We start from the raw sequence: 24,331 nt of genomic DNA, 5'->3' as shown, positions 1-24,331 counted from the left end.
AGTGCAAAAAAGGAATTTCAAGCATGCCTGAACCCAAGCTGTTCACGCCGTTCAAGGTCGGTAAACTCGAGCTCGACAACCGCATCGTCATTGCGCCCATGTGCCAGTATTCGGCCGTTGATGGCTGTATGACCGATTGGCACCTCATCCATCTCGGCCAGCTGGCGCTGTCGGGTGCCGCCCTTCTTACCATCGAAGCGACAGCCGTCGTTCCGGAAGGCCGGATCACCTATGGCGATGTCGGGCTTTACAACGACGAGACCGAAGCTGCGATGGCGCGCGTGCTTGACGGTATCCGCAAGTGGTCGGACATGTCGATCGCCATCCAGCTTGCCCATGCCGGCCGCAAGGCTTCTTCCGACCTGCCCTGGCTCGGCGGCAGCCAGATCGCGCCGGATCATGAGAATGGCTGGCAGACGGAAGCGCCGTCCGCCATTCCGTTCAATCCGAAATATGTCGCTCCGACGGCAATGACCCGCGAGCGGATGATCGAGATCCGTGACGCCTTTGCCGATGCTGCGAATCGTTCGGCCAAGCTCGGTATCGATGCGATCCAGATCCATGCCGCACACGGTTATCTCCTGCACGAATTCCTTTCGCCGCTCTCCAACCAGCGCACCGACGAATTCGGCGGCAGCCTGGAGAACCGGGCACGCTTCCCGCTCGAAGTGTTCGACGCCGTGCGCGCCGCCTTCCCGGCCGACAAGGCCGTCACGGTCCGCGTTTCGGCGGTCGACTGGCACGAAGGCGGGCTCTCGATCGAGGAGTCGATCGAATTTGCAAAGATGCTGGAGGCGAAGGGCTGCGACGCGATCCACGTTTCGAGCGGCGGCCTGCATATCGACCAGAAGATCGCGATCGGCCCGAATTATCAGGTGCCGTTTGCCCGGGCCATCAAGGCTGCGGTCAAGATGCCGGTCGTTGCTGTCGGTCTGATCACCGAGCCAGCCCAGGCGGAAGCGATTGTCTCGACCGGCGATGCCGATCTGGTCGCGCTTGCCCGCACAGTGCTCTACGATCCGCGCTGGCCCTGGCATGCCGCAGCAACGCTTGGCGGCACCGTGAAGGCTGCCAACCAGTATCTGCGTTGCCAGCCATCCACGCTGAAGGCGCTGTTCAAGTCCTGATGACTGTTTTTGGCGGGCGGTCTTCTGGGACTGCCCGCCATTCTGCTCAACGGCGGCGGATATAGTCGCTGAGGCGCCGGGCGGCGTCTTCGATCTGGCGCGGATCGCGCAGGAAACACGCCCGCATGAAGGGCGCGCCGCCGGGGCCGAAGGCCGTGCCGGGCGCCATGCCAACGCCGGTCTCGTCGACAATGCGGAAGGCTTCCGCACGGCTGTCTTCGACGCCGTCGATCTTGAGGAAGGCATAGAGAGCGCCTTCCGGCTTGCGTGTTTCCACCCGGTTTGTGGCGATCAGCGCATCACAGAGAATGTCACGCGAGGTGCGGGCCCGCTCGATATTGGTGCGGATGAAATCGTCGCCCTGATCGAGCGCCGCGATCGCGCCCTTCTGCATGAACTGGGCAACGCCCGAGGTCGAGTACTGGATGAGATTGGTCAGCGTCTGGCCGATCTCGGCCGGCGCCACCATCCAGCCGACCCGCCAGCCGGTCATGCACCAGTTCTTCGAGAAGGAATTGGCGAAGATGATCCGGTCCTCCGGTTCCATCACGTCCATGAAGGAGGGCGCCCGGTTGGCTTCGAAATAATAGAGGCCGTAGATCTCGTCGGCGACGATCCAGAGGCCGTGCTTGCGGGCAAGGTCGAGGATCGCCTTGAGATCCTCTTTCGTCGCGGTCCAGCCGGTCGGGTTTGAGGGTGTGTTGATGAACAACGCCTTCGTCTTCGGCGTGATGGCGGCGGCGAGCCTTTCCGCATCGAGAACCCAGCGGCCGTCGGTAAAGCCGAGTTCGACCGGCACAGCCTTGGCGCCCGAGACATCCCCTGCACGGGCCGCATTCGGCCAGGCGGGCGAGAGGTAAATCACCTCGTCTCCGGGGGATGCCACGACCTGCATTGCCAGCACGATCGACTGCATGCCGGAGCCGGTGACATAGATATTGTCGACCGAGAGTTTTGGCGTGTCGGAATAATGGCGCTCGTAATAGCGCACGATCGCCTGCCGCAGTTCAGGAATGCCTTGCGTCCAGGTGTAGAAGGTTTCGCCGGCGAGCAGCGCCTCGCTTGCGACCCGGTTGATGAAGTCCGGCGTGGCTAAATCGCCTTCGCCGATCCAGAGCGGCATGAGATTGTCGCGGCCGCGGGCATAGGTGACGATTTCGCCGATGCCGCTGCGGGGCGCAGAGGCCGCACGGGCGCTGATATCAGGTCGGATGATGGTCATGGAAATCTCGAGGAGGCCATTGGGACGCTGTTGCGGCTGGGATAAGCCGACATCTTCCTTACAGCGTCAGGGGCAAATGGGAAGCCCCCGATTTCCGGGTGGTTTGGGTCGGGCGATCACAGCGCTGGGAGCCAGCGCGGCCGGGCCGTTTCAGTTCAGCTTCAGCCGGTCTTCGATGGCGCTGCGCAGCGTTGCGACCGGGCCGGGATCGGCCGAAACCGGCGGGCACAGCGTCAGCGCATCGACGAGTATCGCGCCGAATTTGAAGATCTCTTCGTCGGTCAATACGTCGTCGCCAAGATCCGAATAAGGATCATCTTCGACGATAGTCTTCTCGGGCAAGGTTCTCATGGGCTTTTTACTGACGTGAAGGGAGGCGTCTCACTACCACATCTGTAGAAAAAATCTATACTCCAAACTGGTGAGAGATCCCGCCGGACTATAGAAAATTTCGGTCCATGCCTTTTACTATCGCGTCATGCTTGTGCATCCGAACGGACGCACCGCGCACTAGCGCCCCTTTACAGCCGGGCTGAACACCATCAGGCTCAGGATCTCGAACAGCATCTGCGCGCCGGCATGGGCCGTATTGGTGGTCGCGTCATATTGCGGCGCCACTTCGACGACATCGCCGCCGACGATGTTGATGCCTTTCAGGCCGCGGATGATTTCCAGCACTTCGCGGGTCGTCAGGCCGCCGATCTCCGGCGTGCCGGTGCCCGGCGCAAAGCTCGGATCGAGGCTGTCAATATCGAAGGAGAGATAGGTCGGACCGTCGCCGACGATCGCCTTGGCCTTTTCGATGATTGCCGGAATGCCCATGCCGGTCACTTCCTCGGCATGGATCACGGTCATGCCGCTCTCATAGGAGAATTCCCAGAGATATTCGGCAGCACCACGAATGCCGATCTGCACCGTGCGGGTCGGGTCGAGCACACCGTCCAGCACCGCGTTGCGCATCGGCCCGCCATGGTGGAATTTCGTCTCGTCGAAAAAGCCGCTCGTGTCGCAATGGGCATCGATATGGATAAGGCCGACGGGCGCCTTTTTTCCAACCGCCCTCAGGATCGGATGGGTGATCGAATGGTCGCCGCCGACCGAAAGCGGCAGCACGCCGGCATCGACGATCTGGTTGATGCGCTTCTCGATATCCTCATGGCTCATTTCCAGCCGGTAGCGGCTGCGGAACGGCACGTCGCCGATATCGGCAACGTTGAGTTCATAGGTCGGAGCGCATTCGAGCACGTGGTTATAGGGGCCGACGCGTTCGATGGCGCGCATGGCCCGCGGCCCGAAACGGGAGCCCGGACGGTTGGTGACGCCGAGATCCATCGGCATGCCGATCATCGCCACCTGCAGATCGCCGAAATCTGGATTTTCGGCATCGACGGCAAGATAGGGAGCATCGAGCAGAGTCGGCAGGCCGGCATAAGGCGCGACGCGGGTGCCGGCCTTGTTAAAGATCTTTTCGCCGACCTTTTTGAATTTTTCGTCAAAAATCTCGCCGCCGGCAGCGTTCAGGTATTTTTCCCGCAGCGCTGCCAGTGTCTTGTCGTCGAATGCCATGACCCGCGTTCCTTCACATGCTCAGATTGCCCGCATCGCAGCGATGAACTGCTTTGCCTTTTCGGCCACTGTAGCGGCATCCGAACCGACTTTATAGAGCGAGCCGCCAATGCCGAAACCGCCGGCGCCGGCCTCGACGAAAGCCTTCATGTTTTCCGGCGTCACGCCGCCGACGGCAAGTACCGGGATCTCCTTCGGCAACACGGCCTTCCAGGCCTTGATGACGACGGGGGGAATGGCTTCGGCCGGAAACGCCTTGACGCCGGTGGCGCCGGCTGCGATCGCCGCAAAGGCTTCCGTCGGGGTTGCGACGCCCGGCAGGCTGATCATGCCCTTGGCGACGCTCGCCTCGATCACCGAGGTGTTGCAGTTCGGCGAGATGATCACCTGCGCGCCGGTCGAGGCGACATCGGCGACCTGCGCCGGGGTCAGAACGGTGCCGGCGCCGATCAGCGCCTTGTCGCCGAACAATTTGACCATCTTTTCGATGCTCTTCAGCGGCTCGGGAGAGTTCATCGGCACTTCGATGATGCGCCAGCCGGCCTCGATCAGCACTTCGCCGATCGGCTCAGCCTCTTCCGGCTTGATGCCGCGCAGGATGGCGACGAGATTGCATTCCTTCAGAACGTCATGGAAATTCATGATCGAAACTCCCTTGGATTTTCTATTTATAGAGTTGGCCGGCGATCAGCTGCACGCCGCGCTTGGCGGCATCCGGCGGGCTCGGCTCGACGGTCAGGTCGAAAAGCGGTGCAATGCGGCCGTAACGGCTACTCAGCACATTGTTGCCGACGATGCCGATCGCATCGCCGGGCGAAAACCAGCCCGTTGCGCGGGCCTGGCGGAATTCCGAGCCGATGACGAGGCCGGAGACGTAATCGCCGATATCCTCGGCCTTCAGCATGCTGGCGAGAACGCCGGTGCGGGCCGAAAACACGGCCGAAAGCAGCGCATCGGCGGCGCGTTCGTCGCTTGCCGCAAATTCCGCACCGCGATCGAAAGCCGACCAGACGGGTTCTGCGCCGGCGACCGGTTCGAGCGCCTTGGCGATGAAGGAATGTTTTGTCAGGAGCGCAAAGATCTCGCCCGTCGCGTATGTCTGGAAGCCGGCAATGCGGCCGCCCTCGACGCGCGCCCATTTGCTGTGCGTGCCGGGCAGGACCAGCGTGCGATCCTTGTCGAGCCCAAAACCGACGATCTGGGTTTCCTCGCCGCGCATGACGTCCGGAAACGGCTTTGCGGCCGGATCGCGCATGCCGGGCAGGAAGGTGATGACGGCGCCATTCTGAAGTGTCAGCTGTTTCGTGCCGGCAGCAAGCTCGGCAAGACCGGCAGGGGCATCGACATAAGGCACCTCGACCCAGCCGTTGCGGCTGGTGATCATGCCGCTGGCCAGAACCGGCAGCGGACCATGCGCGGCAAACCAGGCGCCGACCGTATCCATCAATGCCGCCTCGAAGGCGCCATCCTTGACGAACTGAATGCCGCCGCTTGTCGTATCGCGACTGTCGAGCGTTTCGCCCGTCTCGGAAACGAGGGCTGCGCGCAGCGAACTCGTGCCCCAATCGAGAATGATCGATACAGGCTTGGGCATTCCAAAACTCCTCCCGAATGTTTTTGCGCCTCTGGATAGCGCGCGGGCCGCGCCTCTGTCGAGGGGAAATGGCGGATTAGTCATACTTTTGAGAAGCGCTCGGCGGATACCTCTGATGGCGGCACTGACTGGGCGGAATGATCCCTTGGCGATCTCGGAAATTCATGGAACGGACGGCGCGCCGAAAGCTGCCTCGTAAAATTTAAAATAGGTGACACCCCTCGGCGCCCCGTTCGGCGGTTTTTATCCGCGACTTCGATCCCTCTGCCGTGGTTCTTCCGGACGGTCTTTTTCCGCCGGTCTTTCGAAAAGTATCGCGGACTGAAAAGCCCGGCAAAACTTGTCCGTCGAACCACCCTGTGTGCCGCACAGGCACGCCCGGCGTCCTGGTCGGGCATCAAGTCATGACGGGCCGGTCCGAACCCGTCAAAACTCCCCGTCTCGCCGGAGGGAGACCATTTTCCGCGAACCCGGGATGCGAGATCCTGCGTCTCTCCCTCACACCCCGCGCCGATCCCGCCTCGCCGGCACGCCTGCCGGTGTATCCGTGACGGAACGGGGGTTATTGTGGGTGAGGTTTTTGGAGTGGGGACGAAGATTTTTAAAAACGCTGATTTTGTTGGAGTTTTCGCGCTGGGCTTCCCCTTGCAGCCGCATGTCCCGTCTTTTGAGATCAGGCTGTAGTTCACTAGAAGCCGTGGCTTTGTTGTGGGTTTCCTCTCTCAGTAGGTGCGCGTCAGTTACGTTTATTTTGTCGTTCGAAATTTCAATTAGATCTTCTGATGTGCTGCTAAGGCTGTTGACGTCATTCTACTTACGCTATCAAATGAAAACGCTCTACGGTTGTCACTTAGTTACCAAGATGCACTTATGGACTGTTTGCTGGATCGTTAATCTCGATGGCTAAAAACTTCGTCTTTTGCGCAATTTTCCTCATGCTTGCTGCAATCGCTTCAACCGCCGACGCCCAAAGTTCTCGAAATGACTTCAGCGTCAGGATGTTGCAAGCTGAGAGGGCTTGTCTCTCTGGCTCTTCTCACGAGCAGACTCTAAAAGTCGATCTAAAAGCCGTTGCTGACAAGGTAAACGGGATACTTAACAGTACAATCGACGCCGCGTCTAAGGATGTGCAGCTTCGAGGCCAGTTCGACATCATGGATGCGGCAGTTCGCAGGGGCGCGAACGCCGATACAATCGATTGCTACGAAAAAGCGAACATCTTTTGCTTACTTCGAGGGGAGTGCGGTCCGATAATCGCGCTACTTGATGGGGATGGCATAAAGTACGAGCGGGATATGGACGGGCTTTCAAACCGAAGAAGAATTAGAGATATACTTGCAAATCGTTTTGCAAATCCGAAGCCTCAATATAGAGAGCTTGGAATATGGTCGGGTTGGGACAAATCGCAAGAGGTCACGGAGCTTTCTCCGGACGTCGTCCTGATACATTGGTCAGCATTCGAGAGAGAAGAAAATATCCCTTCATCAAGAGATCGAAATTGCTTCCCAATAAAATTTAGCGATATTTCTAAATCAAACATCTGCTCATCAAAGATATTTGACTTGATGTCTTTGATAGAGAAAAATAATCCAAGGCCTGTAAGCTTTGTTATATATTCTCGCATGCCATGGATGTGCACAGACGAATTTAAAGAAAATATGTTTCGGTATCTGCCTCGCGACAACAGAGAAATTGGTAAGCGAGTATTTATGTTTACGGTGCCCGACAACGGAAAAGGCTTTGCGAACGAAGGCATAGGGTTTGATCTGGAGCAAATCGTCAACTATGCGCTCGGCCGACCAACCGCGTACAGGCAAAGTGAAAGTCCAGGGCGTTGCTTGCTTAGGGCGGATTAAGTTTTAATTATCCGCTTTTTATATGTAATTCTCCCATTCTAATTTATCGGCTGTATTTCCATGAATGGATTTCAGCGTATTAAGTTACGCTCACGCATAATTTTAATTTCGGAAATTTGGAATCTCAGAATTGTCGATATTTTGCCAAGGGCAATCCATGCTTCGCGATATAGCGGTTACAAGCTTCAATTGCCTCTGAATTTTCTTCTAGCCAACGGCGTTCATTCTCCGCTTTTACGGCTGCAGCAATACCTTCTGTAGCAGCGCGGGACAAGTTTACCCCGAGTTTGCGAGCCTCGGCGATCAGCCCTGAATCGAGAGAAAGATTAACGGCCTTGCGAGTGGTATTCGGCATTTCTGCGTCTCCGAAAGCGCGGCTTGCAATCATAGGTCGAGCCTCATCTGGAGGCAATCGCGATTTTGGCGTGATACGCCCTCGTCGCCATTCAGCCTCGCGTCAGGTAGCAGAGACAGACTATAGTTCTGGTCGGAGTTGCCTGCATGAAGCCTTGCCTGAATTATTGCATGCTTTTCTACCTCGGCGTCGTCGTTCTGACGCTGATCGCTATCCCTCTGGCGCAGGCACGGCCGAACGATCATGCGCCCCGGCCGCAATATGCCGACTGGAAGGATCCGCAGGCGTCAAGGCATACGCCGCTGTTCTGAGGTTCGCTTAAACCCCACATCCGTCTCATGAGAATGCCTCTGCCAGCATTCAGCTTCGTGTCAGGTCGCGCGCCCATCCAAGCCGGATTCCGGTTTTTCGCCGCGTATTGCCGCGAGCCGGGGAAAATTCAGCAGGCAGGCGCGCATTGGCATATACATCACTCAATCGCAGGCCGATCACGGTCTTTCGACCGGTCGTCGGCAGCATCACGCTCAGCGTCATCGTCAGTTTTTATCTGGTTCTCGCGACCAACGGCACGTTCTGGAAAAAGGCGGGCGGTTATCTCAGCGGTTCGCCGGCCGCCGACATGGCGCTTTATCCGGCGCTGTTTCTGGTTTTCGTCGCGATCATCACGACGTTTTCGGTCAAATACGTCATCAAGCCGCTCTCGATCGCGCTGATTTTTGCCGCGGCTGCGGGTTCGTGGTTCATGGACCGGTTCGGCGTGATCATCGACCGAGACATGATCCGCAACGCCTTCGAGACGACGACGGCGGAAGCCGGAGACCTGATGACGGCCGGTTTTGTCTGGCACATGATCCTGTTTGCCGTCCTGCCTTCGCTTCTGGTGATCTGGGTGCGCGTTGCGCATCGGACCTTCCTGTCCAAGGTGCTGTGGAACTGGATCACGATCATCAGCTGCCTGACAATTGTCGGACTGATCTTTTTTGCCAATGCCAAGACGCTGATGATCGTGCATCGTCAGCACAAGGACATGCTGGCGACGGTCAATCCGATCGCGCCGATCTCCGCCACGATCCAGTATTTCCGCCAGGCACAGACCGAGGCGGAAGTGGTGGTGGCGCCGCTCGGCACGGATGCAAAGATCCGTCCGCCGGTCGCCGGGCTTACAAAACCGCGCGTCACCATCGTCGTTGCCGGCGAGACGGCGCGGGCGGTGAATTTTTCGCTGAACGGTTATGCGCGCGATACCAATCCGGAACTCGAAAAGCGCAACGTCTTCTATTTCCCGAGCACGGAAAGCTGCGGCACGGCGACGGCGACCTCCATCCCCTGCATGTTCTCCAATCTCGGTCGCTCCGGCTATTCGCATGAAAAGGCCGCGTCGCAGGAGACGGTGGTCGATGTGCTTGCCCATGCCGGCGTCAAGGTGAGCTGGTGGGATAACAATACCGGTGACAAGGGTGTCGCCAAGCGTATCGAGACCGTCAATTTCTTCGGTGGCAAGGACCAGCGCTTCTGCGAGGAAGGGGAATGCCACGACGACATCATGATCGAAAAGCTCGGCGCCTGGCTGGACGGGGTGACGAAGGACAGCGTCATCGTGCTGCACCAGCTCGGCAGCCATGGCCCGGCCTATCACCAGCGTTACCCGAAGGAATTTGGAAAGTTCACGCCGGACTGCCAGGCGGCACAGCCGACCGATTGTGCCGATGCCGAATTGATCAACGCCTATGACAACACGATCCTCTATACCGACCATGTCCTGTCGGAAGTGATCGACCTCCTGAAGGCGCGCTCCGACAAGCTGGCTGGTGGCATGATCTACGCATCCGACCACGGCGAATCACTCGGCGAAAACGGCCTCTACCTGCATGGCGCCCCCTATTTCATGGCGCCGAAGGAGCAGACGCATGTGCCGATGCTGGTCTGGATGGATCACGATTTTTCGGCCTCGATGGGTCTCGACCGGGCCTGCCTGACGAAAGAGGCCGCAGCCGGCGGCCGTTCGCACGATTATTGGTTCTCGAGCATTCTGAGCATGATGAATGTTGAGACCTCGGTCTATAATCCGAAACTGGATCTCTTTGCCGGTTGCAGGGCGGGAGCATCCTCATGAGCGTCGATAGCGAATTCCGCAAGGAAACCGGCTTTTCGCATCTCTCGGCGGCGCTGCGTTATTCGCTCGGAGGCGCCGCAAGGCTGTGGAAGGAAACGGCTTTCCGCCACGAGATCCTCGGTTTTGTCGGGCTTGCGGCCTTTTATGCGGTGATCCGGCCGGAACTTTCCGTGCTGGTCGCGGCCGGGGTTCTTTTCCTTGTTCTCGTTGCGACCGAAGCCTTGAACACGGCGATCGAGGAACTGGTGGACCGGGTTTCGCCGGAGATTTCGCAGACGGGGCGGTATGCCAAGGATCTCGGCTCCTTTGCGGTTTTCTGCCTGCTTGCCGCCAATGGTCTGGTTGCCCTCTATGCGCTGATCGCGCGGCTTGCCGCATAATGCCGGCGCTTTCCCCGCAGCCTCGCCGCCACTGGCGGCTTGACGCGGGGTACTCCCAGAACGTACGCAGTGCTGATCCGGGTGATGGAGCAATCTTGCGCGTACTTCTGGTCGAAGATGACCGTGTTCTGGGCGAAGCGTTGCGCGACCATGTCAGCGCGAGCGGCCATGCGGTGGACTGGTTCAGGACCCTTGCCGATTCCTCGGCAGCGACTGACACGGTCAGCTATGGGCTGATCCTGCTCGATCTGCGCCTGCCGGACGGCGAGGGGCTGACGCTTCTGCGCGAGCTGCGCCGCCGCAACGATGCGACCCCCGTCATCATCCTCACCGCCCATGACCAGGTCTCGGATCGGATAGAAGGCCTCAATGCCGGCGCCGACGACTATCTGATAAAACCCTTCAATCTCGGTGAGCTGACGGCGCGCATGCTGGCCGTCTCGCGGCGTTACGAGGGGCGGCCCGCCTCGGTCATCCGCCTGCCGGGTCTCGTCATCGACAAGGCGGCGCGCGTCATCGATCTCGACGGCACCTCGATCACCTTGAGTTCGCGCGAATGGGCAGTGCTGGAAAAGCTGGTGGAGCGGCCGGGTGCGGTCATCTCCAAGCCGCAGCTCAACGAGACGCTTTACGCTTTCGGCGCGGAAATCGAGAGCAATACGGTCGAGGTCTATATCAGCCGCTTGCGCAAGAAGATCGGCCATGATCGCATCGAGACGGTGCGCGGCATAGGTTATTCGATCAGGTGATCCGATGAAAAAACAGATGAGCATGACCCGGCGGCTGGTGTTTTCCGTGACCGGCGTCGTGTTGGTGGCCTGGCTGCTTGCCTCCGTCTTTTCCGTCATGGTGATGGAAGAGGAGTTTGCCGAAATTTTTGACAGCGCCGTGCAGGAGACCGCCGAACGGCTGCTGCCGCTCGTCGTCGACGACCTGCGCGACCGCGACGATTCTCCCGATCTCACCCAGCCCACCAATGGCGACGAATACCTCACCTATCAGGTGCGCGACCGTGAAGGCCAGGTGATCCTGCATTCGCATGACAGTTCGGCCGCCCCCTTCGACGTGCCGCTGAAAGTCGGTTTTTCGGAGACGCCGACCCACAAGATCTACACCGCCGCCACCAAGGACGGCGACATGTATATCCAGGTGGCGGATGCCTTCGTGAACCGCAACGAGGCGATCCAGGAAGCGGGCATCGCGCTGCTGTTTCCGCTTCTGCTGCTGATCCCGGCCAGCATCATCGCCGTCATCCTCGTCGTGCGCCGCATGCTTTCGCCTGTCCGCGACCTGCGTGACGAGATTTCGTCGAAGGACAGCGGCAACATGCTGCCGATCGACAATGTCGGCCTGCCCAACGAGCTCGACCCGATCGCCCGTTCGGTCAACCTTCTGCTGGAAAGGCTGCGCTCGGCGCTTGCCGCCGAACGGGAATTCGCCTCCAACAGCGCCCATGAACTGCGCACGCCGATCGCCGGTGCGCTCGCGCAGGCGCAGCGTCTGCAGGCCGAAATCCCGGAAAATTACCGCCCGCGCGTCGACCAGATCGAGAATTCGCTGAGCCATCTCGCGCATCTTGCCGAAAAACTGCTGCAGATGTCGCGCGCCGATGCCGGCATCGGCTCATCGGAAACCGTCACCGACCTCATGCCGGTGCTGCGCATGATCGCCAGGGATTTCGAACGACTGCCGATCGGCGCCGGCCGCCTGCATATCGATGCACCCGAAACGGCCAGGCTCGAACAGGCGGTCGATCCGGACGCTTTCGGCATCGTCATGCGCAACCTGATCGAGAACGCTTTGATCCACAGTCCGGAAGGCAGCATGGTCGAGATCTCGATCAAGCCCGGCCGTGTGACTGTCGCCAATGATGGCCCGATCATCGATCCGGACATGCTTTCGCACCTGACTGAACGATTTTCCCGCGGGGCGACGGAAGCCTCCGGTTCAGGGCTCGGTCTCTCCATCGTCGACAGTTTGACACGGCATATGGGCGGAAAGCTCACCCTCGTCTCGCCGGTTACCGGCCGGAAGGATGGCTTTGCGGCGGAGATTTCGCTGGCGTCGTAGAGGCGGCGCTCGCTTCACTCGCCGGAGTTGGTCGTCGATTGTTCCGTATCTCCTTCGTCGAACAAGTCGTTGGGAAGGCCGCGTCCGCGTAAAAGGCCGAATGGTCGCTTGCTATCAAGGTCGCAGGGACCGATCCGGGCATAGGCGTCGTTGCCGCGCATGACGATGATTTCTTCGCCTCTGTTGGCGCGTTCGAGGATCTCGGTGAAATTCTTGCGTGCTTCGCTGATCGTGTAGCTGATTTGGGACATGGCTACGGCCTATGGAAAAGAGCAAAGCCAACTCTACCATTTTTAGTTGAGTCTTTGTGGGTGAATTTATAGCCTGCCGCCGCCCGCGAAAAAACTCAGACAACCTTCCCCGTAAACACATAACCCACGCCGCGCACCGCCTTGATCAGCTGCGGATGGGCCGCGTCCGTTTCGATCTTGCGGCGCAGGCGGACGATCTGGGCGTCCACGGTGCGGTCGAAGGCTTCGAGCTGGCGTTTGCGGGTCGCGTCCATCAGGAAATCGCGGGTCAGCACCCGGCCGGCATGCTGCACGAAGGTTGCCAGCATGTCGAATTCGCCGGTCGTCAGGTCGATCTCCGCGCCAACTGCCGAGAGGAGCTGGCGGCGCGAGAGGTTGAGGGTCCAGCCGTCGAAGCGGATGACCTCTTCGGCCTGGCTTTCCTGTTTCGGTGCGGCTCCCTGCCGGCGGCGCAGGATGGATTTCAGCCGGGCATGCACTTCGCGCAGGTGAAACGGTTTTGCGAGATAATCGTCGGCCCCGATCTCGATGCCGATGATCCGGTCGATCACGTCGTCGCGGCCGGTCAGCATGATGATCGGGATATCCGAGGTCGCTCGGATCTCACGGGCGAGATCGAGCCCGTCCTGGCCGCCGGGCAGGGAGAGATCGAGAAGGATGATGTCGATCTCTTTTGCCTTGAGCTGCTCGTGCATCTGGCGGCCGTCGGCGGCAAGGCTCACCGCATAACCTTCGCCCTCGAAATAACGCAGCAGCATCTGGCGAATCCGGTCGTCGTCATCGACGACGAGGATATGCGCAAGGCCGTTTGTTGAGAAGGACATGAGGCGGGACCGCTGTTACAGACTGTTACAAAATTCGACCAATTCTCACACGCCCCGCATCCCCCCGTTACCGTGTCCGGTTGAAATGCAGCCATTGGACGAATGGAGCCGTGGCATGTTTCTGACAGATTATATTGGCGCCCTTGATACACGCAATTCGATGAATGTGAATGAGGGCAATTGCTTGCATACGCTGTTTGCAAAGCAGCCCGCGGAACATTTGTCAGCCTCGCAGTCGCTGTTCTTCGAAGGCGACGATGCCAATCATGTCTATGAAGTCCTGGACGGCGTGCTCAGGGTTTTCCGCATCGTCTCGGATGGCCGGCGCGTCATCACCGCCTTCCTCTATCCCGGTGATTTCATCGGCTTTTCGCTGCGCGAGACCTATCTCTACAGCGCCGAGGCCGTAACACCCGCGACGATCCGGCGCATGCCGCGCCGGCAGTTCGAAACGGCCGTTGCCGCCGACGAAGACCTGCGCGCCCAGGTGTTTGCAAAGACCTGCTGCGAAATGGCGGCAACCCAGGAACAGATGGTGCTTCTCGCCTGCAAGAGCGCCGAGGAGCGGCTCTGCTCCTTCATTCGCCGCCACATGCAGCGGGTGACGATGAGCGGCGAGCGCGCCGCGACCGTCGACCTGCCGATGAGCCGCCAGGACGTGGCAGACCATCTCGGCCTGACGATCGAGACCGTGTCGCGCACCTTTACCAAGCTGATCAACAAGAACGTCATCAGCCTCGACAATCCGGCCGCCCGGCATCTCCTCAGGATCGAGAAGCACGGCATGCTGGAATTCCTGGCAGGCGACAATGACGACTGCGCCGAAATCCGGCAGCAGGGTGGTCTCGTCATGTATGGCGGTCGCGGCCGTCATTGAGGAGACCAGAAGTGTCCGGGCGCTTCGGGCAACGGGAGATTGCCCGCGGCGGCCGGACATGCTTGAAGGGAAAAATCCTTTCAGGCGTTCGATAGGAAGCATTGAATGATCGTCGCCGTGTGCCCCGTGCCGCGGCGATTTTTGTCCTGACAGGGGTTTCTGCGCTTTTGTCAGACCCGCAATACCGGACTTTGGAATAGCAATATCGCGAGTGGCTCTGACATGAATGACAGGACTGAAACGGAAGTCGCCACCGAGACCCAGCTCGATTCGGTCACCCTCATTCTCGATGATGCCAATCTCATCGTGCACGGCACGGACGGCGTCGTCCGGCGCTGGACCAGCGGCTGCGAAAAGCTTTACGGCTTTACCCGCGCCGAGGCGCTCGGGCGGATCGTCCATGAGCTTTTGGCTACCCAGTTTCCGCAGCCGATCGAAGAGATCCGCCAGGCCGTCCGCACCAGCCATGCCTGGGAAGGCGAGGTGGTGCATCGCCATAAGAATGGCACGCCGCTGTTCATCGCCAGCCGCTGGGTTCTGTTCACGCCGCCGGGCGGTGGTGAGCCGATCATCATCCAGACCAACAATGATGTGACCGCAACCAAGCAGATGCAGAACGACCTCGCCGAACGCGAGGCGCATCTGCGCTCCATTCTCGATACCGTGCCGGATTCGATGATCGTCATCGACGAGTTCGGCATCATTTCCTCGTTCAGCGCCGCTGCCGAGCGTCTGTTCGGTTACGGCGCCGAGGAAGTCTGCGGCAGGAATGTCAGCATCCTAATGCCGCAGCCCGATCGCGGCGGTCATGATGGTTATCTTTCCCGGTATCTGGCGACCGGCGAGCGGCACATTATCGGTTACGGGCGCATGGTCACCGGCCAGCGCAAGGACGGATCGGTGTTTCCGATGGAGCTTGCCGTCGGCGAGGCGGTCGTCAACGGCAAGCGGATCTTTACCGGCTTCCTGCGCGATCTCACCAGCCGTCACCGCATCGAGGAAGAGCTGCGCCAGTCGCAGAAGATGGAGGCGGTCGGCCAGCTGACTGGCGGGCTTGCCCATGATTTCAACAATCTGCTGACCGTCATCAGCGGCAATCTCGAAATGATCGAGGGAAAACTGGCCGACGAGCGGCTGCTGGTTTTGCTGCGTGAGGCGCAAGGAGCGGCGGAAGACGGCGCCAAGCTGACGGGCCAGCTGCTCGCCTTCGGCCGCCGCCAGCCGCTCAATCCGAAACTCGTCGATGTCGGCCAGCTGGTCACCGGATTTTCCGAATTGCTGCGACGGACGGTTGGCGAAACCGTGCAGCTGCGCACTGTTGTGACCGGTGCTGCCAATGAGGCAGAGGTCGATGTCTCGCGGCTGCAGAACGCGCTGCTCAACCTGACCCTCAACGCGCGCGATGCGATGCCGCGCGGCGGCAAGCTGACGATCGAGATTTCCCGCGTCAAGCTCGATGTCGATTATGCGCAGATGTATCCGGCAGCGCGCACGGGCGAATTCGTGCTGATCGCCGTTACCGATACCGGCGAGGGCATGACGCCGGACGTCAAGGAAAAGGCTTTCGAGCCCTTCTTTACAACAAAGGGCATGGGGTCCGGTACCGGGCTTGGCCTTTCCATGGTCTACGGTTTTGCAAAGCAGTCCGGCGGCAATGTGCAGATCTATAGCGAGCCGGGGCAGGGCACGAGTGTCCGCATCTTTCTGCCGGCCGCGCATCGCACTGATGCCGAACAGCCGCTGCCTGCCGCAGCAACGCCCGCGCCGTCCATTCCCGGCGGTCTCGAAAAGATCCTGCTGGTCGAGGACGATGCCCGCGTTCGCCGCGTCGCCGCCTCGCGACTGGCGGATTTCGGGTATCAGGTCGTGGAAGCTTCAACCGGGGCCGAGGCGCTGGAGCAGCTGGCCCGCCATGACGATGTGGCGCTGCTCTTTACCGACGTGGTCATGCCGGGCGGCATGACGGGTGACGAGCTTGCGGCGCATGTGCGGATATCGCGGCCGAATATTCCGGTCCTCTTCACCTCCGGTTACGCGGAACCGGCGATCGCCGGCCGCGAACTTGCCCATTCCGGCAGCTGGCTGCAGAAGCCGTATACGGCGCGGGAACTGGCGGTGAGGTTGAGGGAATTGCTGGATTGAGGTTCATGTCCAGTATGGCGCGAAGACCCCTCCCCACCATCCTGGGACGAGCCACGCGTCTCGTCCCGTCCTTCGGACCCCCACAAGGGGGAGGGCTTAACCCGGCCGATCCGCTGAGGCTCAATGCAGGATGAGCGAGAGCAGCGAGTCTTCTCCCCCCTTGTGGGGGAGATGGCCGGCAGGCCAGAGAGGGTCTTAGATCCTTACGCTAACGCCGGCCGCATCAGATAATGCCCGACACCCCAGATCTCGCCGGTTTCATGCCCGAACAATCCTGCAGTTGCGAGGAAGAACAGCCGCCAGCGGCGCTGCCAGAGGCTTGCATCGCGGCCATAAACATCCTTCAGGATCGGCTGGATCGTACCGATCTGGCGGTCGAAATTTTCCAGCCAGTGCAGGGCGGTGCGCCGGTAATGGGTGCCGCTCCAGCGCCATTCGTCCTCGACCGTGAAGAGATCCTCGAAACGGCGCGGCAGGTCGTGTGCCGGCATGATGCCGCCGGTGAAAAAATGGTGGGCGATCCAGTCGGCCGGGTCCTGATGGTTGAAGCGGTAGGACCGGTCCTTGTGGGTGAAGACATGCAGGAAAAGTTTCCCTTCCGGCTTCAGCCAGCCTTTGGCACGGGAAAGCAGGCCGCGCCAGTTCGACATATGCTCGAACATTTCCACCGAGACGATGCGGTCATGCAGGTTGTCCGTCGCAAAATCGTTCATGTCGGCGGTGATGACGGAAAGGTTCGTCAGTTTCAGCCGTTCCGCCTGCGAAAGAATGTATTGGCGCTGCGAGGCGGAATTGGAGACCGAGGTGATGCGGGCATTCGGAAAGTTCTGCGCCAGATAAAGCGACAGCGATCCCCAGCCGCAGCCGAGTTCAAGAATATCCATCCCGTCTTCGATCTGCGCGTGGCGAACGGTTTCGGCGAGCGCATAACCTTCGGCTTCTTCGAGCGTCGTGTCGGCACCGAGGTAAAGGCAGCTTGAATATTTGCGCTGGGGCCCGAGCACGGCCGCGAAAAATTCCGGCGGCAGTTCGTAATGCTGCTGGTTGGCTTCGTCCGTATGGGTGGCAATCGGGTGATCGCCCATCGTCTCGGCGAAGGAGCGCTCATTGTCCGCCGGGGTTGTTGCGAGCCTGCGGCGGGTGCGGCCGCAGAGAAAATCGATGCCGGCAAGGGTCATGCCATCGGTCAATGGCGTGCGTTCCGCGGCGTTGATGGCGAAAGCGAGCATGTTCATGTCGACGCTCCTGGGGTGATGGGGCCTTGGGTGATGGGGGAGGATTTGCGGGGGCCGGGAAAGAAGGCATTGACCCGGCCTTGCAGGGCACGGAATTTTTCGCCGCGCGATTTCAGCATGTGCTCTTCGAGCGGCGGGATGCCGGAGACATGCACAAGCAGCCAGTACATCATGATCGGCGCCAGAAGCGAAACGATCGCCCAGACCGGTGAGGGCAGGGCGGCGAGAGGCCAGGCACACCAGAACAGCCATTCGAAGAAATAATTGGGATGGCGGGAATAGGCCCAGAGGCCCGTTTCGCAGACTTCTGTTTTGGCCTGCGGAGTTTTGCGGAAACGGGAAAGCTGGAGGTCGGCGGTTGCTTCACCAGAAAGGGCGACGATCGCAATGACGAGGCAGATCAGGTCCAGAAACGCCGGCCATGGGGCGGTGTTGGTTGCTGCGGCATAAAGGGCGAGGACGAGAACAAAGGCGGCGACGGCCTGGATTTGCAGGAAGAGGAAAAGCCGCAGCGAAGCCTTGTTTCCCCATTCCTCGATCAGCTTGGCATAGCGAGGATCTTCACCGGCGCCGCGTGTTCTGGCGCCGATATGGCCGGTCAGACGCAGCGACCAGAGCGCTACGAGAACAAGAACCATCATCCGCCGCTCGAAGGCACCATCGGCAAGAAGCGCAGCAGCGATGCCGCCGATCCCGACGGCGAGCGACCAGATCGTGTCGATCCAGCCGCTGGCGCCGGTCATCCTCTGGATCGCCCAGGCGGCCGTCATGGCGACAAAGAGGCCGACGGCGATCGATACAAGATTGATGAAATCCATTCGGCAGCCCTCCTCCTTTTGCAGCCGTCTCGAATGCATCTACGGTCGGCGCGGCCAAACGGTTTCAGCCTTCGAGAAAATTTCTTCGTAAAAATTCCGTGTCCGATGAAACTGTTTGCCTCCGCCTCCCGTAACTAGGTCATGACCCAGGGTCTGGGCCGCAGAGGATGGCTGCCCTATTTGTGCCGAGGAGCGGGGAAGATGGATTATCAATCGCAGAACAGAGAGCGCCGCCGTCGTCGCAATATCGCGGTGGTCGGCAGCGGTATTTCCGGCCTTTCCGCCGCCTGGCTTCTGGCACAAGCGCATGACGTCACCGTATTCGAGGCGTCGAAACGGATCGGCGGCCACAGCAACACGGTCGAGTTCGAAAGTGACGGTCGTCGGGTCGCGGTCGATACCGGCTTCATCGTTTATAACGAAGTGACCTATCCGAACCTCACGGCACTCTTCCGGCATCTCGATGTCGAGACCAGCCCGACCGTCATGTCCTTCGCGGTCTCGCTGGATGACGGCGCCTTCGAATATTCCGGCGGCACGGGGCTTGGGCTTTTCGCGCAAAAATCCAATCTGGTCCGGCCGCGTTTCTGGTCGATGCTGCGCGATCTCGTCCGCTTCTATCGTCAGGCGCCGAAGGATCTGGCCGGCATGGGAGGGATCTCGCTCGATGCCTATCTCGATGCGCAAAAATTCGGACGCGCCTTTCGCGAAGACCATCTCTACCCGATGGCGGCCGCGATCTGGTCGACGCCGGCGCTGGAGGTTGGTGCCTATCCGGCAGCGAATTTCGTAAAATTCTGCTGCAATCACGGCCTGTTGGAACTCTGGGACCGGCCGGTCTGGCGCACGGTGACCGGCGGCAGTCGCGAATATGTGGAACGCCTGACATGCGGGTTTGCCGACGACATCCGGGCTTCGACGCCGGTGAAGGCGATCCGCCGCAACGGCCTGGGCGTCGAGATTTCCGACGGACGCAATGGCTGGGAAATGTTCGACGACGTCGTCATCGCCACCCATGCGGATCAGGCGCTCGCCATGCTCACCGACGCGACGGCAGAGGAGCGCGCCGTTCTCGGCAGTTTCCGTTATTCTCGCAACGAGGCTTTGCTGCATGAGGATGAAAGCGTCATGCCGAAGCGCAAGGCGGCCTGGTCGGCGTGGAATTATTCGGCCCGCAGCAATGGCGCGCAACAGGGCATCTGCCAGCCTTCGATCAGCTACTGGATGAACCGGCTGCAGCCGCTGGGCGATGCGCCGCCGACCTTCGTGACGCTCAACCCCCGCCTGCCGATAAACGAGAGCAAGGTTCTCCGCCGCGAGACCTACGAACATCCGGTCTTCGACCTTGCGACGGATCTGGCGCAGAAAAAGCTGTGGTCGCTGCAGGGCCGCAGCGGCACCTGGTTCTGCGGCGCGCATTTCGGCGCCGGGTTCCACGAGGATGGACTGCAGGCCGGGCTTGCGGTCGCCGAGGATCTTGGCGGAGTTAAGCGGCCGTGGACCATGGCCGACGAGAGCGGCCGGATCGTGCGCACGCCGCTTGTCGACTGGCCGATAGAGATTGCGGTGCCGGCATGAGCTTTCGATCCGCACTTTTTCCGGGACATGTAACGCATGCGCGGCTGCGGCCGAAGGCGCATAAACTGGCCTATCGCATCTATTCGCTGCTCATCGATCTCGATGAGCTCGATATTCTGGACCGACGGCTAAAACTGTTTTCGGTCGGGCGGTTCAATCTCTTCTCCTTCCTGCCGAAGGATCGCGGTGACCGGTCCGGTACCGATCTTCGCGTACAGGTGGAACGCTCGATGCGGGCCGCGGGCCTCGTGCCGGATGGCGGGCCGATCCGGCTTCTCACCATGCCGCGCCTTCTCGGCTGGGCCTTCAATCCGCTCAGCGTCTTCTTCTGCTACCGGCAGGATGGCGAGATTTCGGCAATCCTCTGGGAGGTCGATAATACGTTTGGCGAGCGGCATGCCTATCTGATCCCGGTCGAGAGAGCGGGCGATGACGAGATCGTCCAGCATTGCGACAAGGCCTTTTACGTCTCGCCTTTCATGGAGATGGATCTCGCCTATGAATTCCGCGTCCGGCCGCCGACCGACAAGCTTTCCATCCGCATCGATACGTCCGATGCCGATGGGCTGGTGCTGACGGCACGGCATCTGGCCCGCCGCGTCGAACTGACGGATGGCGCCTTGCTGAAGGCGTTTTTCGCCATTCCTTTCCTGACGCTCCGGGTCGTCGGCGGCATCCATTGGGAAGCGCTGAAAATCTGGCTGAAGGGCGTGCGCCTTAAGCCGCGCCCGTCGGCCCCGAAAAATCCGGTTTCTCTCGTCCGCTCCACCCGCAACAGCAGCCCCACCAACAGTAAGGTCAAGCTTCATGAGCCAGCTCGATGAATTCTCCCGCCTGTCGTCCGGCGCCTCCGAAACGCGCAAGCTGCGCGGCTTTGGCACGCGGATCGTCGAGCGGCTGCTGAGCGATGTCCGCTACGGAAAGCTGCGCGTCACGCTGCCATCCGGAGCGGTGATCGAAAAGCAGGGCGCAGAGCCCGGGCCCGAGGCGATCATCTCCGTGCATCGCTGGCGCATGCTGCGTCGGGTTCTCATGGCCGGCGATGTCGGTTTTGCAGACGGCTATATCGCCGAGGACTGGTCGACGCCGGACCTGACGGCGGTCATTCGCTTCGCGGCAAGGAATACGGCGGCGCTGCAGCCGGCGGTGAAAGGCAGCATGCTGATGCGCATTGCCAACCGTCTCGGCCATCTGCTGAACGCCAATACGAAAAAGGGCAGCCGCCGCAATATCGAGGCTCATTACGACCTCGGCAACGCCTTTTACCGCGAATGGCTCGACCCTTCGATGCTCTACTCCTCTGCGCTTTACGAGGGCCATTGGCAGACGCTCGAACAGGCGCAGGCGAACAAACTCGATCGTATCCGCGAGAAGCTGCAGATGAAGGGCGGCGAGACCGTGCTGGAGATCGGTTGCGGCTGGGGGGCGCTCGCCGTCAATCTTGCGACCGAGACTGATGCGAAGGTGACGGGCATCACGCTCTCGCCGTCGCAGCTGGCCTGGGCGCAGGCTGCGGCCGAAAAAGCCGGCCGGAGCGGGCAGGTGGACCTGTGCCTCCGGGATTATCGTGACACGGACGGACAATTCGACCGGATCGTCTCGATCGAAATGTTCGAGGCGGTCGGCGAGGCCTATTGGCCGGACTATTTCGAAACCATTCGCCGCTGCCTGAAACCGGGCGGAAAGGCAGTGCTGCAGATCATCTCGATCGAGGAAGAGCGCTTCAAATCCTATCGCAAGAATGCCGATTTCATTCAGAAATACGTCTTTCCGGGCGGCTTTCTGCCCTCTGACAGCGCTTTGAAGGAAGCGATCGGGAAAGCGGGCTTAAACCTTTCTGAAGTCGAGCATTTCGGCAAATCCTATGCACGGACGCTTGCCGAATGGCGGCACCGTTTCGATGCCCGCTGGCCGGCAATTTTTGCGCTCGGCTTCGACAACCGCTTCCGGCGGCTCTGGGATTATTACCTCTGCTATTGCGAGGCCGGTTTTGAGGAGGAGACGATCAATGTCGGATTCTACACGATCGAGCATGCCTGATACGGGAGGATATTTTATGCGACGGATGATGATCGGTACCGGTGTCCTGGCCACCCTGACATGCGTGTCATCGGCTTTTGCCGCCGATATCGATGGCCAGTGGGCGCGCGGCGATGGTGATGCGAAGGTCAGGATCGCGCCGTGCGGTGACGATATCTGCGCCACCAATACCTGGATCAAGCCCGGCACGCGCGGCGAGAAAGCGGGCGACAGGCTGGTGATGACGATCAAGCCGCAGGGCGATGCGGGCAATTATTCCGGCACGGCCTTCGATCCGCAACGGGACATGACCTACCGCATCACCGTCACGGTTTCGGGAGACAGCATGACGACGAAGGGCTGTATCGTCGCCGGCCTGATCTGCAAGGGCGTGTCCTGGTCACGGATCAATTGAGGAGCATTGTCTTGTCAGGCATTTCGTTCAAATCTCTCGCGACTGCCTATGTCGTCACTCTGATCGCCATGGTCGCGATCGATGCCGTCTGGCTGGGGACGATGGCAGGGCTGCTCTACAAGCCGGTCATGGGCGATATGCTGGCCCCGACATTCCGCGTTGCACCGGCAATCCTGTTCTATCTCATCTATGTCGCGGGCCTGACCTTTCTCGCCTTGCGTCCGGCTTTTGCCGAAGGGCGGCTTAAGACGGCTCTGGTGAATGGCGCGGTCACCGGCTTTACCGCCTATGCAACCTATGACCTGACCAGCCAGGCCGTGCTGAAGAACTGGTCGAACCTGCTGACCATTGCCGATCTCGCATGGGGAACGATCCTTTCGGCTGTCGCCTGCTGCATCGGCTTCCTCGTCACGCAAAAACTGCTCGGCCGTCCAGGTGCCGGCGCGGGTTCGGGGAAACGCTGATGCTGCTCGCTTCCACTATTTCGCCCCCGATTTCCGGTTGGCCTGCCCCCGGACAGAAGTTTCGCCGCTCTCTCGCCTTGTCTTTTGAAAGAACCGATCTCTATAGATATGCGGTGACGAGGTTTTTCCTGATGCAGGGCAATGACATTGCAACTCTGATCAATCGTGTGGCGATGGGCGACCGCTCCGCCTTCGCGATGCTCTATACCGTAACGAGCCCGAAGCTCTTTGCGGTTTGCCTGAAAATCCTGCGTGACAGGACCGAGGCGGAAGAAGCGCTGCAGGAAGTTTACATAAAGGTCTGGCAGCGTTCGAAGACGTTTGCGAGCGCTGCTGGCAACCCGCTGACCTGGCTTGCCGCGATCGCCCGCCACCATTCGATCGATACGATGCGGGCGCGCCGGCCGGTTGCGGACGACATCGACGATCAGTACGATCTGGCCGACGATCGCACGCCGACGCCGGAACAGAACATGGCGATTGCCGACGAGGGACGCCGGATCGACCGGTGTATGGAAACCCTCGATCAGGCCCACGCGCGTGCAGTGCGGCGTGCTTATGTCGAAGGTTTGAGCTATAACGAGCTCGCGGAAGAATTGAAGGTGCCGCTCAATACCGTGCGCACCTGGCTGCGGCGCAGCCTTTTGAAACTAAGAGAGTGTCTCGAGCAATGAGCGCGAGCGAACAGAGCCATGGCGGAGGCGCGCGGGACGAGGTCCTTGCGGGCGAATATGTGCTCGGTGTCCTGCCGGCGGAAGCGCGCCGTCGGGTCGAGGACCGGATGGCGACCGATCGCGCCTTTGCCCGGATCGTCCAGCGATGGGAAAGCGACCTCTCCTCGATGAACGAGGAATACGAGCCGGTAACACCGCCGGCGCGGGTTTTTGCCGATATCCAGACGCGGCTGTTCGGGGCTGAGCAGGCGCCTGCGCCCGGCCTTTGGAATTCCGCAGCCTTCTGGCGCTGGATTTCGACGGCGACATCGGCCATGGCCGTTCTCGCGATCCTGTTCGGCTCCGGCCTGTTCAACCTCAACCGGATCGCGGCCACGCCGCCGCTCGTCGCAAAACTTTCGGGCCCGAATGCACAGGTCGACCTGCTCGCTTCCTATGATCAGCAGAGCGGCCGGCTGCAGGTCGTGCCGGTGGCGGCCGGCCCTGCGCGCAACAAGTCGCTGGAACTCTGGGTCGTGCCGGCCAGCGGCAATCCGCTCTCGCTCGGCATCATGCCCTCGGACTTCGATGGCGATATGGTCATTCCGGCCGATCTGCGCAGCCGCATCGGCGAGGGGGCGACGTTGGCCGTCACGCTCGAACCCTTCGGTGGTTCGCCGAGCGGGCTGCCGACCGGACCGATCGTCGCAAGCGGCGCGACGCAGAAGCTCTAGAGGAATTTCGCTTTTCTTCGAAACGCGAAATTCCTCTA

General features: G+C 60.4%; 26 protein-coding genes. 16 read left to right on the top strand and 10 right to left on the bottom strand.

Annotation, left to right across the window (positions count from 1 at the left end):
* Positions 1–23: 23 nt before the first annotated feature.
* On the top strand, positions 24–1,127 hold the full coding sequence (locus tag FHW37_RS01455; RefSeq protein ID WP_145631657.1) for an NADH:flavin oxidoreductase/NADH oxidase: 1,104 nt from the start codon (positions 24–26) through the stop codon (positions 1,125–1,127).
* A gap of 46 nt (positions 1,128–1,173) precedes the next feature.
* On the opposite strand, the gene FHW37_RS01450 is transcribed toward FHW37_RS01455, so the two are convergent.
* The 5 genes from FHW37_RS01450 to FHW37_RS01430 form a co-directional block, all read right to left on the bottom strand.
* Positions 1,174–2,349, bottom strand: coding sequence for a pyridoxal phosphate-dependent aminotransferase (locus FHW37_RS01450; protein ID WP_145631655.1), 1,176 nt, complete (start codon positions 2,347–2,349; stop codon positions 1,174–1,176).
* Between the two features lie 150 nt (positions 2,350–2,499).
* Positions 2,500–2,700, bottom strand: coding sequence for a hypothetical protein (locus tag FHW37_RS01445; protein WP_145631653.1), 201 nt, complete (start codon positions 2,698–2,700; stop codon positions 2,500–2,502).
* A gap of 159 nt (positions 2,701–2,859) precedes the next feature.
* Positions 2,860–3,915 (bottom strand): agmatinase, encoded by a 1,056-nt coding sequence (gene speB / locus FHW37_RS01440; RefSeq protein WP_145631651.1) that lies wholly within the window; start codon positions 3,913–3,915, stop codon positions 2,860–2,862.
* A 21-nt stretch (positions 3,916–3,936) separates the two neighbouring features.
* A complete protein-coding gene (locus tag FHW37_RS01435) occupies positions 3,937–4,557 on the bottom strand; it encodes a 2-dehydro-3-deoxy-6-phosphogalactonate aldolase (protein WP_145631648.1) in 621 nt (206 codons plus the stop codon).
* Positions 4,558–4,579: 22 nt separating this feature from the next.
* On the bottom strand, positions 4,580–5,509 hold the full coding sequence (locus FHW37_RS01430; RefSeq protein WP_145631646.1) for a 2-dehydro-3-deoxygalactonokinase: 930 nt from the start codon (positions 5,507–5,509) through the stop codon (positions 4,580–4,582).
* An 899-nt stretch (positions 5,510–6,408) separates the two neighbouring features.
* Here FHW37_RS01430 and FHW37_RS01425 point away from each other — a divergent pair.
* Positions 6,409–7,365: a hypothetical protein gene (locus FHW37_RS01425; protein WP_145631644.1), complete on the top strand. Its 957-nt coding sequence runs from the start codon at positions 6,409–6,411 to the stop codon at positions 7,363–7,365.
* A 124-nt stretch (positions 7,366–7,489) separates the two neighbouring features.
* Here FHW37_RS01425 and FHW37_RS01420 read toward each other — a convergent pair whose 3' ends face one another.
* Positions 7,490–7,720, bottom strand: coding sequence for a type II toxin-antitoxin system CcdA family antitoxin (locus tag FHW37_RS01420; protein ID WP_145631642.1), 231 nt, complete (start codon positions 7,718–7,720; stop codon positions 7,490–7,492).
* Positions 7,721–7,890: 170 nt separating this feature from the next.
* Here FHW37_RS01420 and FHW37_RS33435 point away from each other — a divergent pair, with 170 nt between their 5' ends.
* The 5 genes from FHW37_RS33435 to FHW37_RS01400 all read left to right on the top strand — a co-directional run bounded on the left by FHW37_RS33435 (position 7,891) and on the right by FHW37_RS01400 (position 12,283).
* Entirely contained in the window at positions 7,891–8,031 is a 141-nt protein-coding gene (locus tag FHW37_RS33435; RefSeq protein ID WP_186458104.1) for a hypothetical protein, read from the top strand.
* 146 nt (positions 8,032–8,177) lie between these two features.
* Positions 8,178–9,833 (top strand): phosphoethanolamine transferase, encoded by a 1,656-nt coding sequence (locus FHW37_RS01415; RefSeq protein ID WP_145631641.1) that lies wholly within the window; start codon positions 8,178–8,180, stop codon positions 9,831–9,833.
* Positions 9,830–10,213 carry a diacylglycerol kinase gene (locus FHW37_RS01410; RefSeq protein ID WP_145631639.1) on the top strand — a complete coding sequence of 128 codons (384 nt, stop codon included), beginning with the start codon at positions 9,830–9,832 and terminating at the stop codon, positions 10,211–10,213. Before FHW37_RS01415 ends, FHW37_RS01410 begins: the two co-directional genes overlap by 4 nt.
* Positions 10,214–10,308: 95 nt before the next feature.
* Positions 10,309–10,962 (top strand): response regulator, encoded by a 654-nt coding sequence (locus FHW37_RS01405; protein ID WP_145631636.1) that lies wholly within the window; start codon positions 10,309–10,311, stop codon positions 10,960–10,962.
* Between the two features lie 4 nt (positions 10,963–10,966).
* A complete protein-coding gene (locus FHW37_RS01400) occupies positions 10,967–12,283 on the top strand; it encodes a sensor histidine kinase (RefSeq protein ID WP_145631634.1) in 1,317 nt (438 codons plus the stop codon).
* Positions 12,284–12,297: 14 nt separating this feature from the next.
* On the opposite strand, the gene FHW37_RS01395 is transcribed toward FHW37_RS01400, so the two are convergent.
* Together FHW37_RS01395 and FHW37_RS01390 are read right to left on the bottom strand one after the other, a co-directional pair.
* Complete coding sequence (locus tag FHW37_RS01395; protein WP_145631632.1) at positions 12,298–12,534, bottom strand: type II toxin-antitoxin system Phd/YefM family antitoxin; 237 nt, start codon at positions 12,532–12,534, stop codon at positions 12,298–12,300.
* Between the two features lie 95 nt (positions 12,535–12,629).
* Positions 12,630–13,358, bottom strand: a complete 729-nt coding sequence (locus FHW37_RS01390) for a response regulator (RefSeq protein WP_145631630.1) — start codon at positions 13,356–13,358, stop codon at positions 12,630–12,632.
* A 115-nt stretch (positions 13,359–13,473) separates the two neighbouring features.
* On the opposite strand from FHW37_RS01390, the gene FHW37_RS01385 reads away from it, so the two are divergent.
* Complete coding sequence (locus FHW37_RS01385; RefSeq protein ID WP_145631628.1) at positions 13,474–14,235, top strand: Crp/Fnr family transcriptional regulator; 762 nt, start codon at positions 13,474–13,476, stop codon at positions 14,233–14,235.
* A gap of 222 nt (positions 14,236–14,457) precedes the next feature.
* Positions 14,458–16,377 (top strand): hybrid sensor histidine kinase/response regulator, encoded by a 1,920-nt coding sequence (locus FHW37_RS01380; RefSeq protein ID WP_145631626.1) that lies wholly within the window; start codon positions 14,458–14,460, stop codon positions 16,375–16,377.
* A gap of 203 nt (positions 16,378–16,580) precedes the next feature.
* Here the strand turns inward: FHW37_RS01380 and FHW37_RS01375 are convergent, their stop codons facing one another.
* Entirely contained in the window at positions 16,581–17,612 is a 1,032-nt protein-coding gene (locus FHW37_RS01375; RefSeq protein WP_145631624.1) for an SAM-dependent methyltransferase, read from the bottom strand.
* Positions 17,609–18,430, bottom strand: coding sequence for a DUF1295 domain-containing protein (locus tag FHW37_RS01370; protein WP_145631623.1), 822 nt, complete (start codon positions 18,428–18,430; stop codon positions 17,609–17,611). The genes FHW37_RS01375 and FHW37_RS01370 overlap by 4 nt, the downstream gene beginning before the upstream one ends.
* A gap of 201 nt (positions 18,431–18,631) precedes the next feature.
* Between FHW37_RS01370 and FHW37_RS01365 the strand changes: the two genes are divergently transcribed.
* The 7 genes from FHW37_RS01365 (at position 18,632) to FHW37_RS01335 (ending at position 24,293) form a co-directional block, all read left to right on the top strand.
* Positions 18,632–20,008 carry an NAD(P)/FAD-dependent oxidoreductase gene (locus FHW37_RS01365; protein ID WP_145631620.1) on the top strand — a complete coding sequence of 459 codons (1,377 nt, stop codon included), beginning with the start codon at positions 18,632–18,634 and terminating at the stop codon, positions 20,006–20,008.
* Positions 20,005–20,832: a DUF1365 domain-containing protein gene (locus FHW37_RS01360; protein ID WP_145631618.1), complete on the top strand. Its 828-nt coding sequence runs from the start codon at positions 20,005–20,007 to the stop codon at positions 20,830–20,832. Before FHW37_RS01365 ends, FHW37_RS01360 begins: the two co-directional genes overlap by 4 nt.
* Positions 20,816–22,048: an SAM-dependent methyltransferase gene (locus FHW37_RS01355; protein WP_145631616.1), complete on the top strand. Its 1,233-nt coding sequence runs from the start codon at positions 20,816–20,818 to the stop codon at positions 22,046–22,048. The genes FHW37_RS01360 and FHW37_RS01355 overlap by 17 nt, the downstream gene beginning before the upstream one ends.
* 16 nt (positions 22,049–22,064) lie before the next feature.
* The gene (locus FHW37_RS01350; protein ID WP_145631614.1) at positions 22,065–22,442 is read left to right on the top strand and encodes a DUF2147 domain-containing protein; all 378 of its coding nucleotides are present in this window, start codon (positions 22,065–22,067) and stop codon (positions 22,440–22,442) included.
* An 11-nt stretch (positions 22,443–22,453) separates the two neighbouring features.
* The gene (locus FHW37_RS01345; RefSeq protein ID WP_281407229.1) at positions 22,454–22,906 is read left to right on the top strand and encodes a DUF2177 family protein; all 453 of its coding nucleotides are present in this window, start codon (positions 22,454–22,456) and stop codon (positions 22,904–22,906) included.
* A gap of 131 nt (positions 22,907–23,037) precedes the next feature.
* A complete protein-coding gene (locus FHW37_RS01340; RefSeq protein ID WP_145633740.1) occupies positions 23,038–23,580 on the top strand; it encodes a sigma-70 family RNA polymerase sigma factor in 543 nt (180 codons plus the stop codon).
* Entirely contained in the window at positions 23,577–24,293 is a 717-nt protein-coding gene (locus tag FHW37_RS01335; RefSeq protein WP_145631612.1) for an anti-sigma factor, read from the top strand. Before FHW37_RS01340 ends, FHW37_RS01335 begins: the two co-directional genes overlap by 4 nt.
* The last annotated feature ends 38 nt before the right edge of the window (positions 24,294–24,331 follow it).

Source organism: Neorhizobium alkalisoli (assembly GCF_007829835.1).
Lineage (GTDB): Bacteria > Pseudomonadota > Alphaproteobacteria > Rhizobiales > Rhizobiaceae > Neorhizobium.
The sequence above is the reverse complement of the archived record's forward strand: the minus strand, read 5'-3'. Positions and strand labels throughout refer to the sequence as shown.

Bases quoted from the DNA above. Each gene is read 5' to 3' on its own strand.
- FHW37_RS01445 (WP_145631653.1), bottom strand. From the start codon at position 2,700: ATGAGAACCTTGCCCGAGAAGACTATCGTCGAAGATGATCCTTATTCG.
- FHW37_RS01450 (WP_145631655.1), bottom strand. From the start codon at position 2,349: ATGACCATCATCCGACCTGATATCAGCGCCCGTGCGGCCTCTGCGCCC.
- FHW37_RS01395 (WP_145631632.1), bottom strand. From the start codon at position 12,534: ATGTCCCAAATCAGCTACACGATCAGCGAAGCACGCAAGAATTTCACC.
- FHW37_RS01435 (WP_145631648.1), bottom strand. From the start codon at position 4,557: ATGAATTTCCATGACGTTCTGAAGGAATGCAATCTCGTCGCCATCCTG.
- FHW37_RS01400 (WP_145631634.1), top strand. From the start codon at position 10,967: ATGAAAAAACAGATGAGCATGACCCGGCGGCTGGTGTTTTCCGTGACC.
- FHW37_RS01420 (WP_145631642.1), bottom strand. From the start codon at position 7,720: ATGCCGAATACCACTCGCAAGGCCGTTAATCTTTCTCTCGATTCAGGG.
- FHW37_RS33435 (WP_186458104.1), top strand. From the start codon at position 7,891: ATGCTTTTCTACCTCGGCGTCGTCGTTCTGACGCTGATCGCTATCCCT.
- FHW37_RS01340 (WP_145633740.1), top strand. From the start codon at position 23,038: ATGCAGGGCAATGACATTGCAACTCTGATCAATCGTGTGGCGATGGGC.
- FHW37_RS01350 (WP_145631614.1), top strand. From the start codon at position 22,065: ATGCGACGGATGATGATCGGTACCGGTGTCCTGGCCACCCTGACATGC.
- FHW37_RS01365 (WP_145631620.1), top strand. From the start codon at position 18,632: ATGGATTATCAATCGCAGAACAGAGAGCGCCGCCGTCGTCGCAATATC.
- FHW37_RS01390 (WP_145631630.1), bottom strand. From the start codon at position 13,358: ATGTCCTTCTCAACAAACGGCCTTGCGCATATCCTCGTCGTCGATGAC.
- FHW37_RS01430 (WP_145631646.1), bottom strand. From the start codon at position 5,509: ATGCCCAAGCCTGTATCGATCATTCTCGATTGGGGCACGAGTTCGCTG.
- speB (WP_145631651.1), bottom strand. From the start codon at position 3,915: ATGGCATTCGACGACAAGACACTGGCAGCGCTGCGGGAAAAATACCTG.
- FHW37_RS01335 (WP_145631612.1), top strand. From the start codon at position 23,577: ATGAGCGCGAGCGAACAGAGCCATGGCGGAGGCGCGCGGGACGAGGTC.
- FHW37_RS01370 (WP_145631623.1), bottom strand. From the start codon at position 18,430: ATGGATTTCATCAATCTTGTATCGATCGCCGTCGGCCTCTTTGTCGCC.
- FHW37_RS01425 (WP_145631644.1), top strand. From the start codon at position 6,409: ATGGCTAAAAACTTCGTCTTTTGCGCAATTTTCCTCATGCTTGCTGCA.
- FHW37_RS01380 (WP_145631626.1), top strand. From the start codon at position 14,458: ATGAATGACAGGACTGAAACGGAAGTCGCCACCGAGACCCAGCTCGAT.
- FHW37_RS01375 (WP_145631624.1), bottom strand. From the start codon at position 17,612: ATGAACATGCTCGCTTTCGCCATCAACGCCGCGGAACGCACGCCATTG.
- FHW37_RS01455 (WP_145631657.1), top strand. From the start codon at position 24: ATGCCTGAACCCAAGCTGTTCACGCCGTTCAAGGTCGGTAAACTCGAG.
- FHW37_RS01385 (WP_145631628.1), top strand. From the start codon at position 13,474: ATGTTTCTGACAGATTATATTGGCGCCCTTGATACACGCAATTCGATG.
- FHW37_RS01360 (WP_145631618.1), top strand. From the start codon at position 20,005: ATGAGCTTTCGATCCGCACTTTTTCCGGGACATGTAACGCATGCGCGG.
- FHW37_RS01410 (WP_145631639.1), top strand. From the start codon at position 9,830: ATGAGCGTCGATAGCGAATTCCGCAAGGAAACCGGCTTTTCGCATCTC.
- FHW37_RS01355 (WP_145631616.1), top strand. From the start codon at position 20,816: ATGAGCCAGCTCGATGAATTCTCCCGCCTGTCGTCCGGCGCCTCCGAA.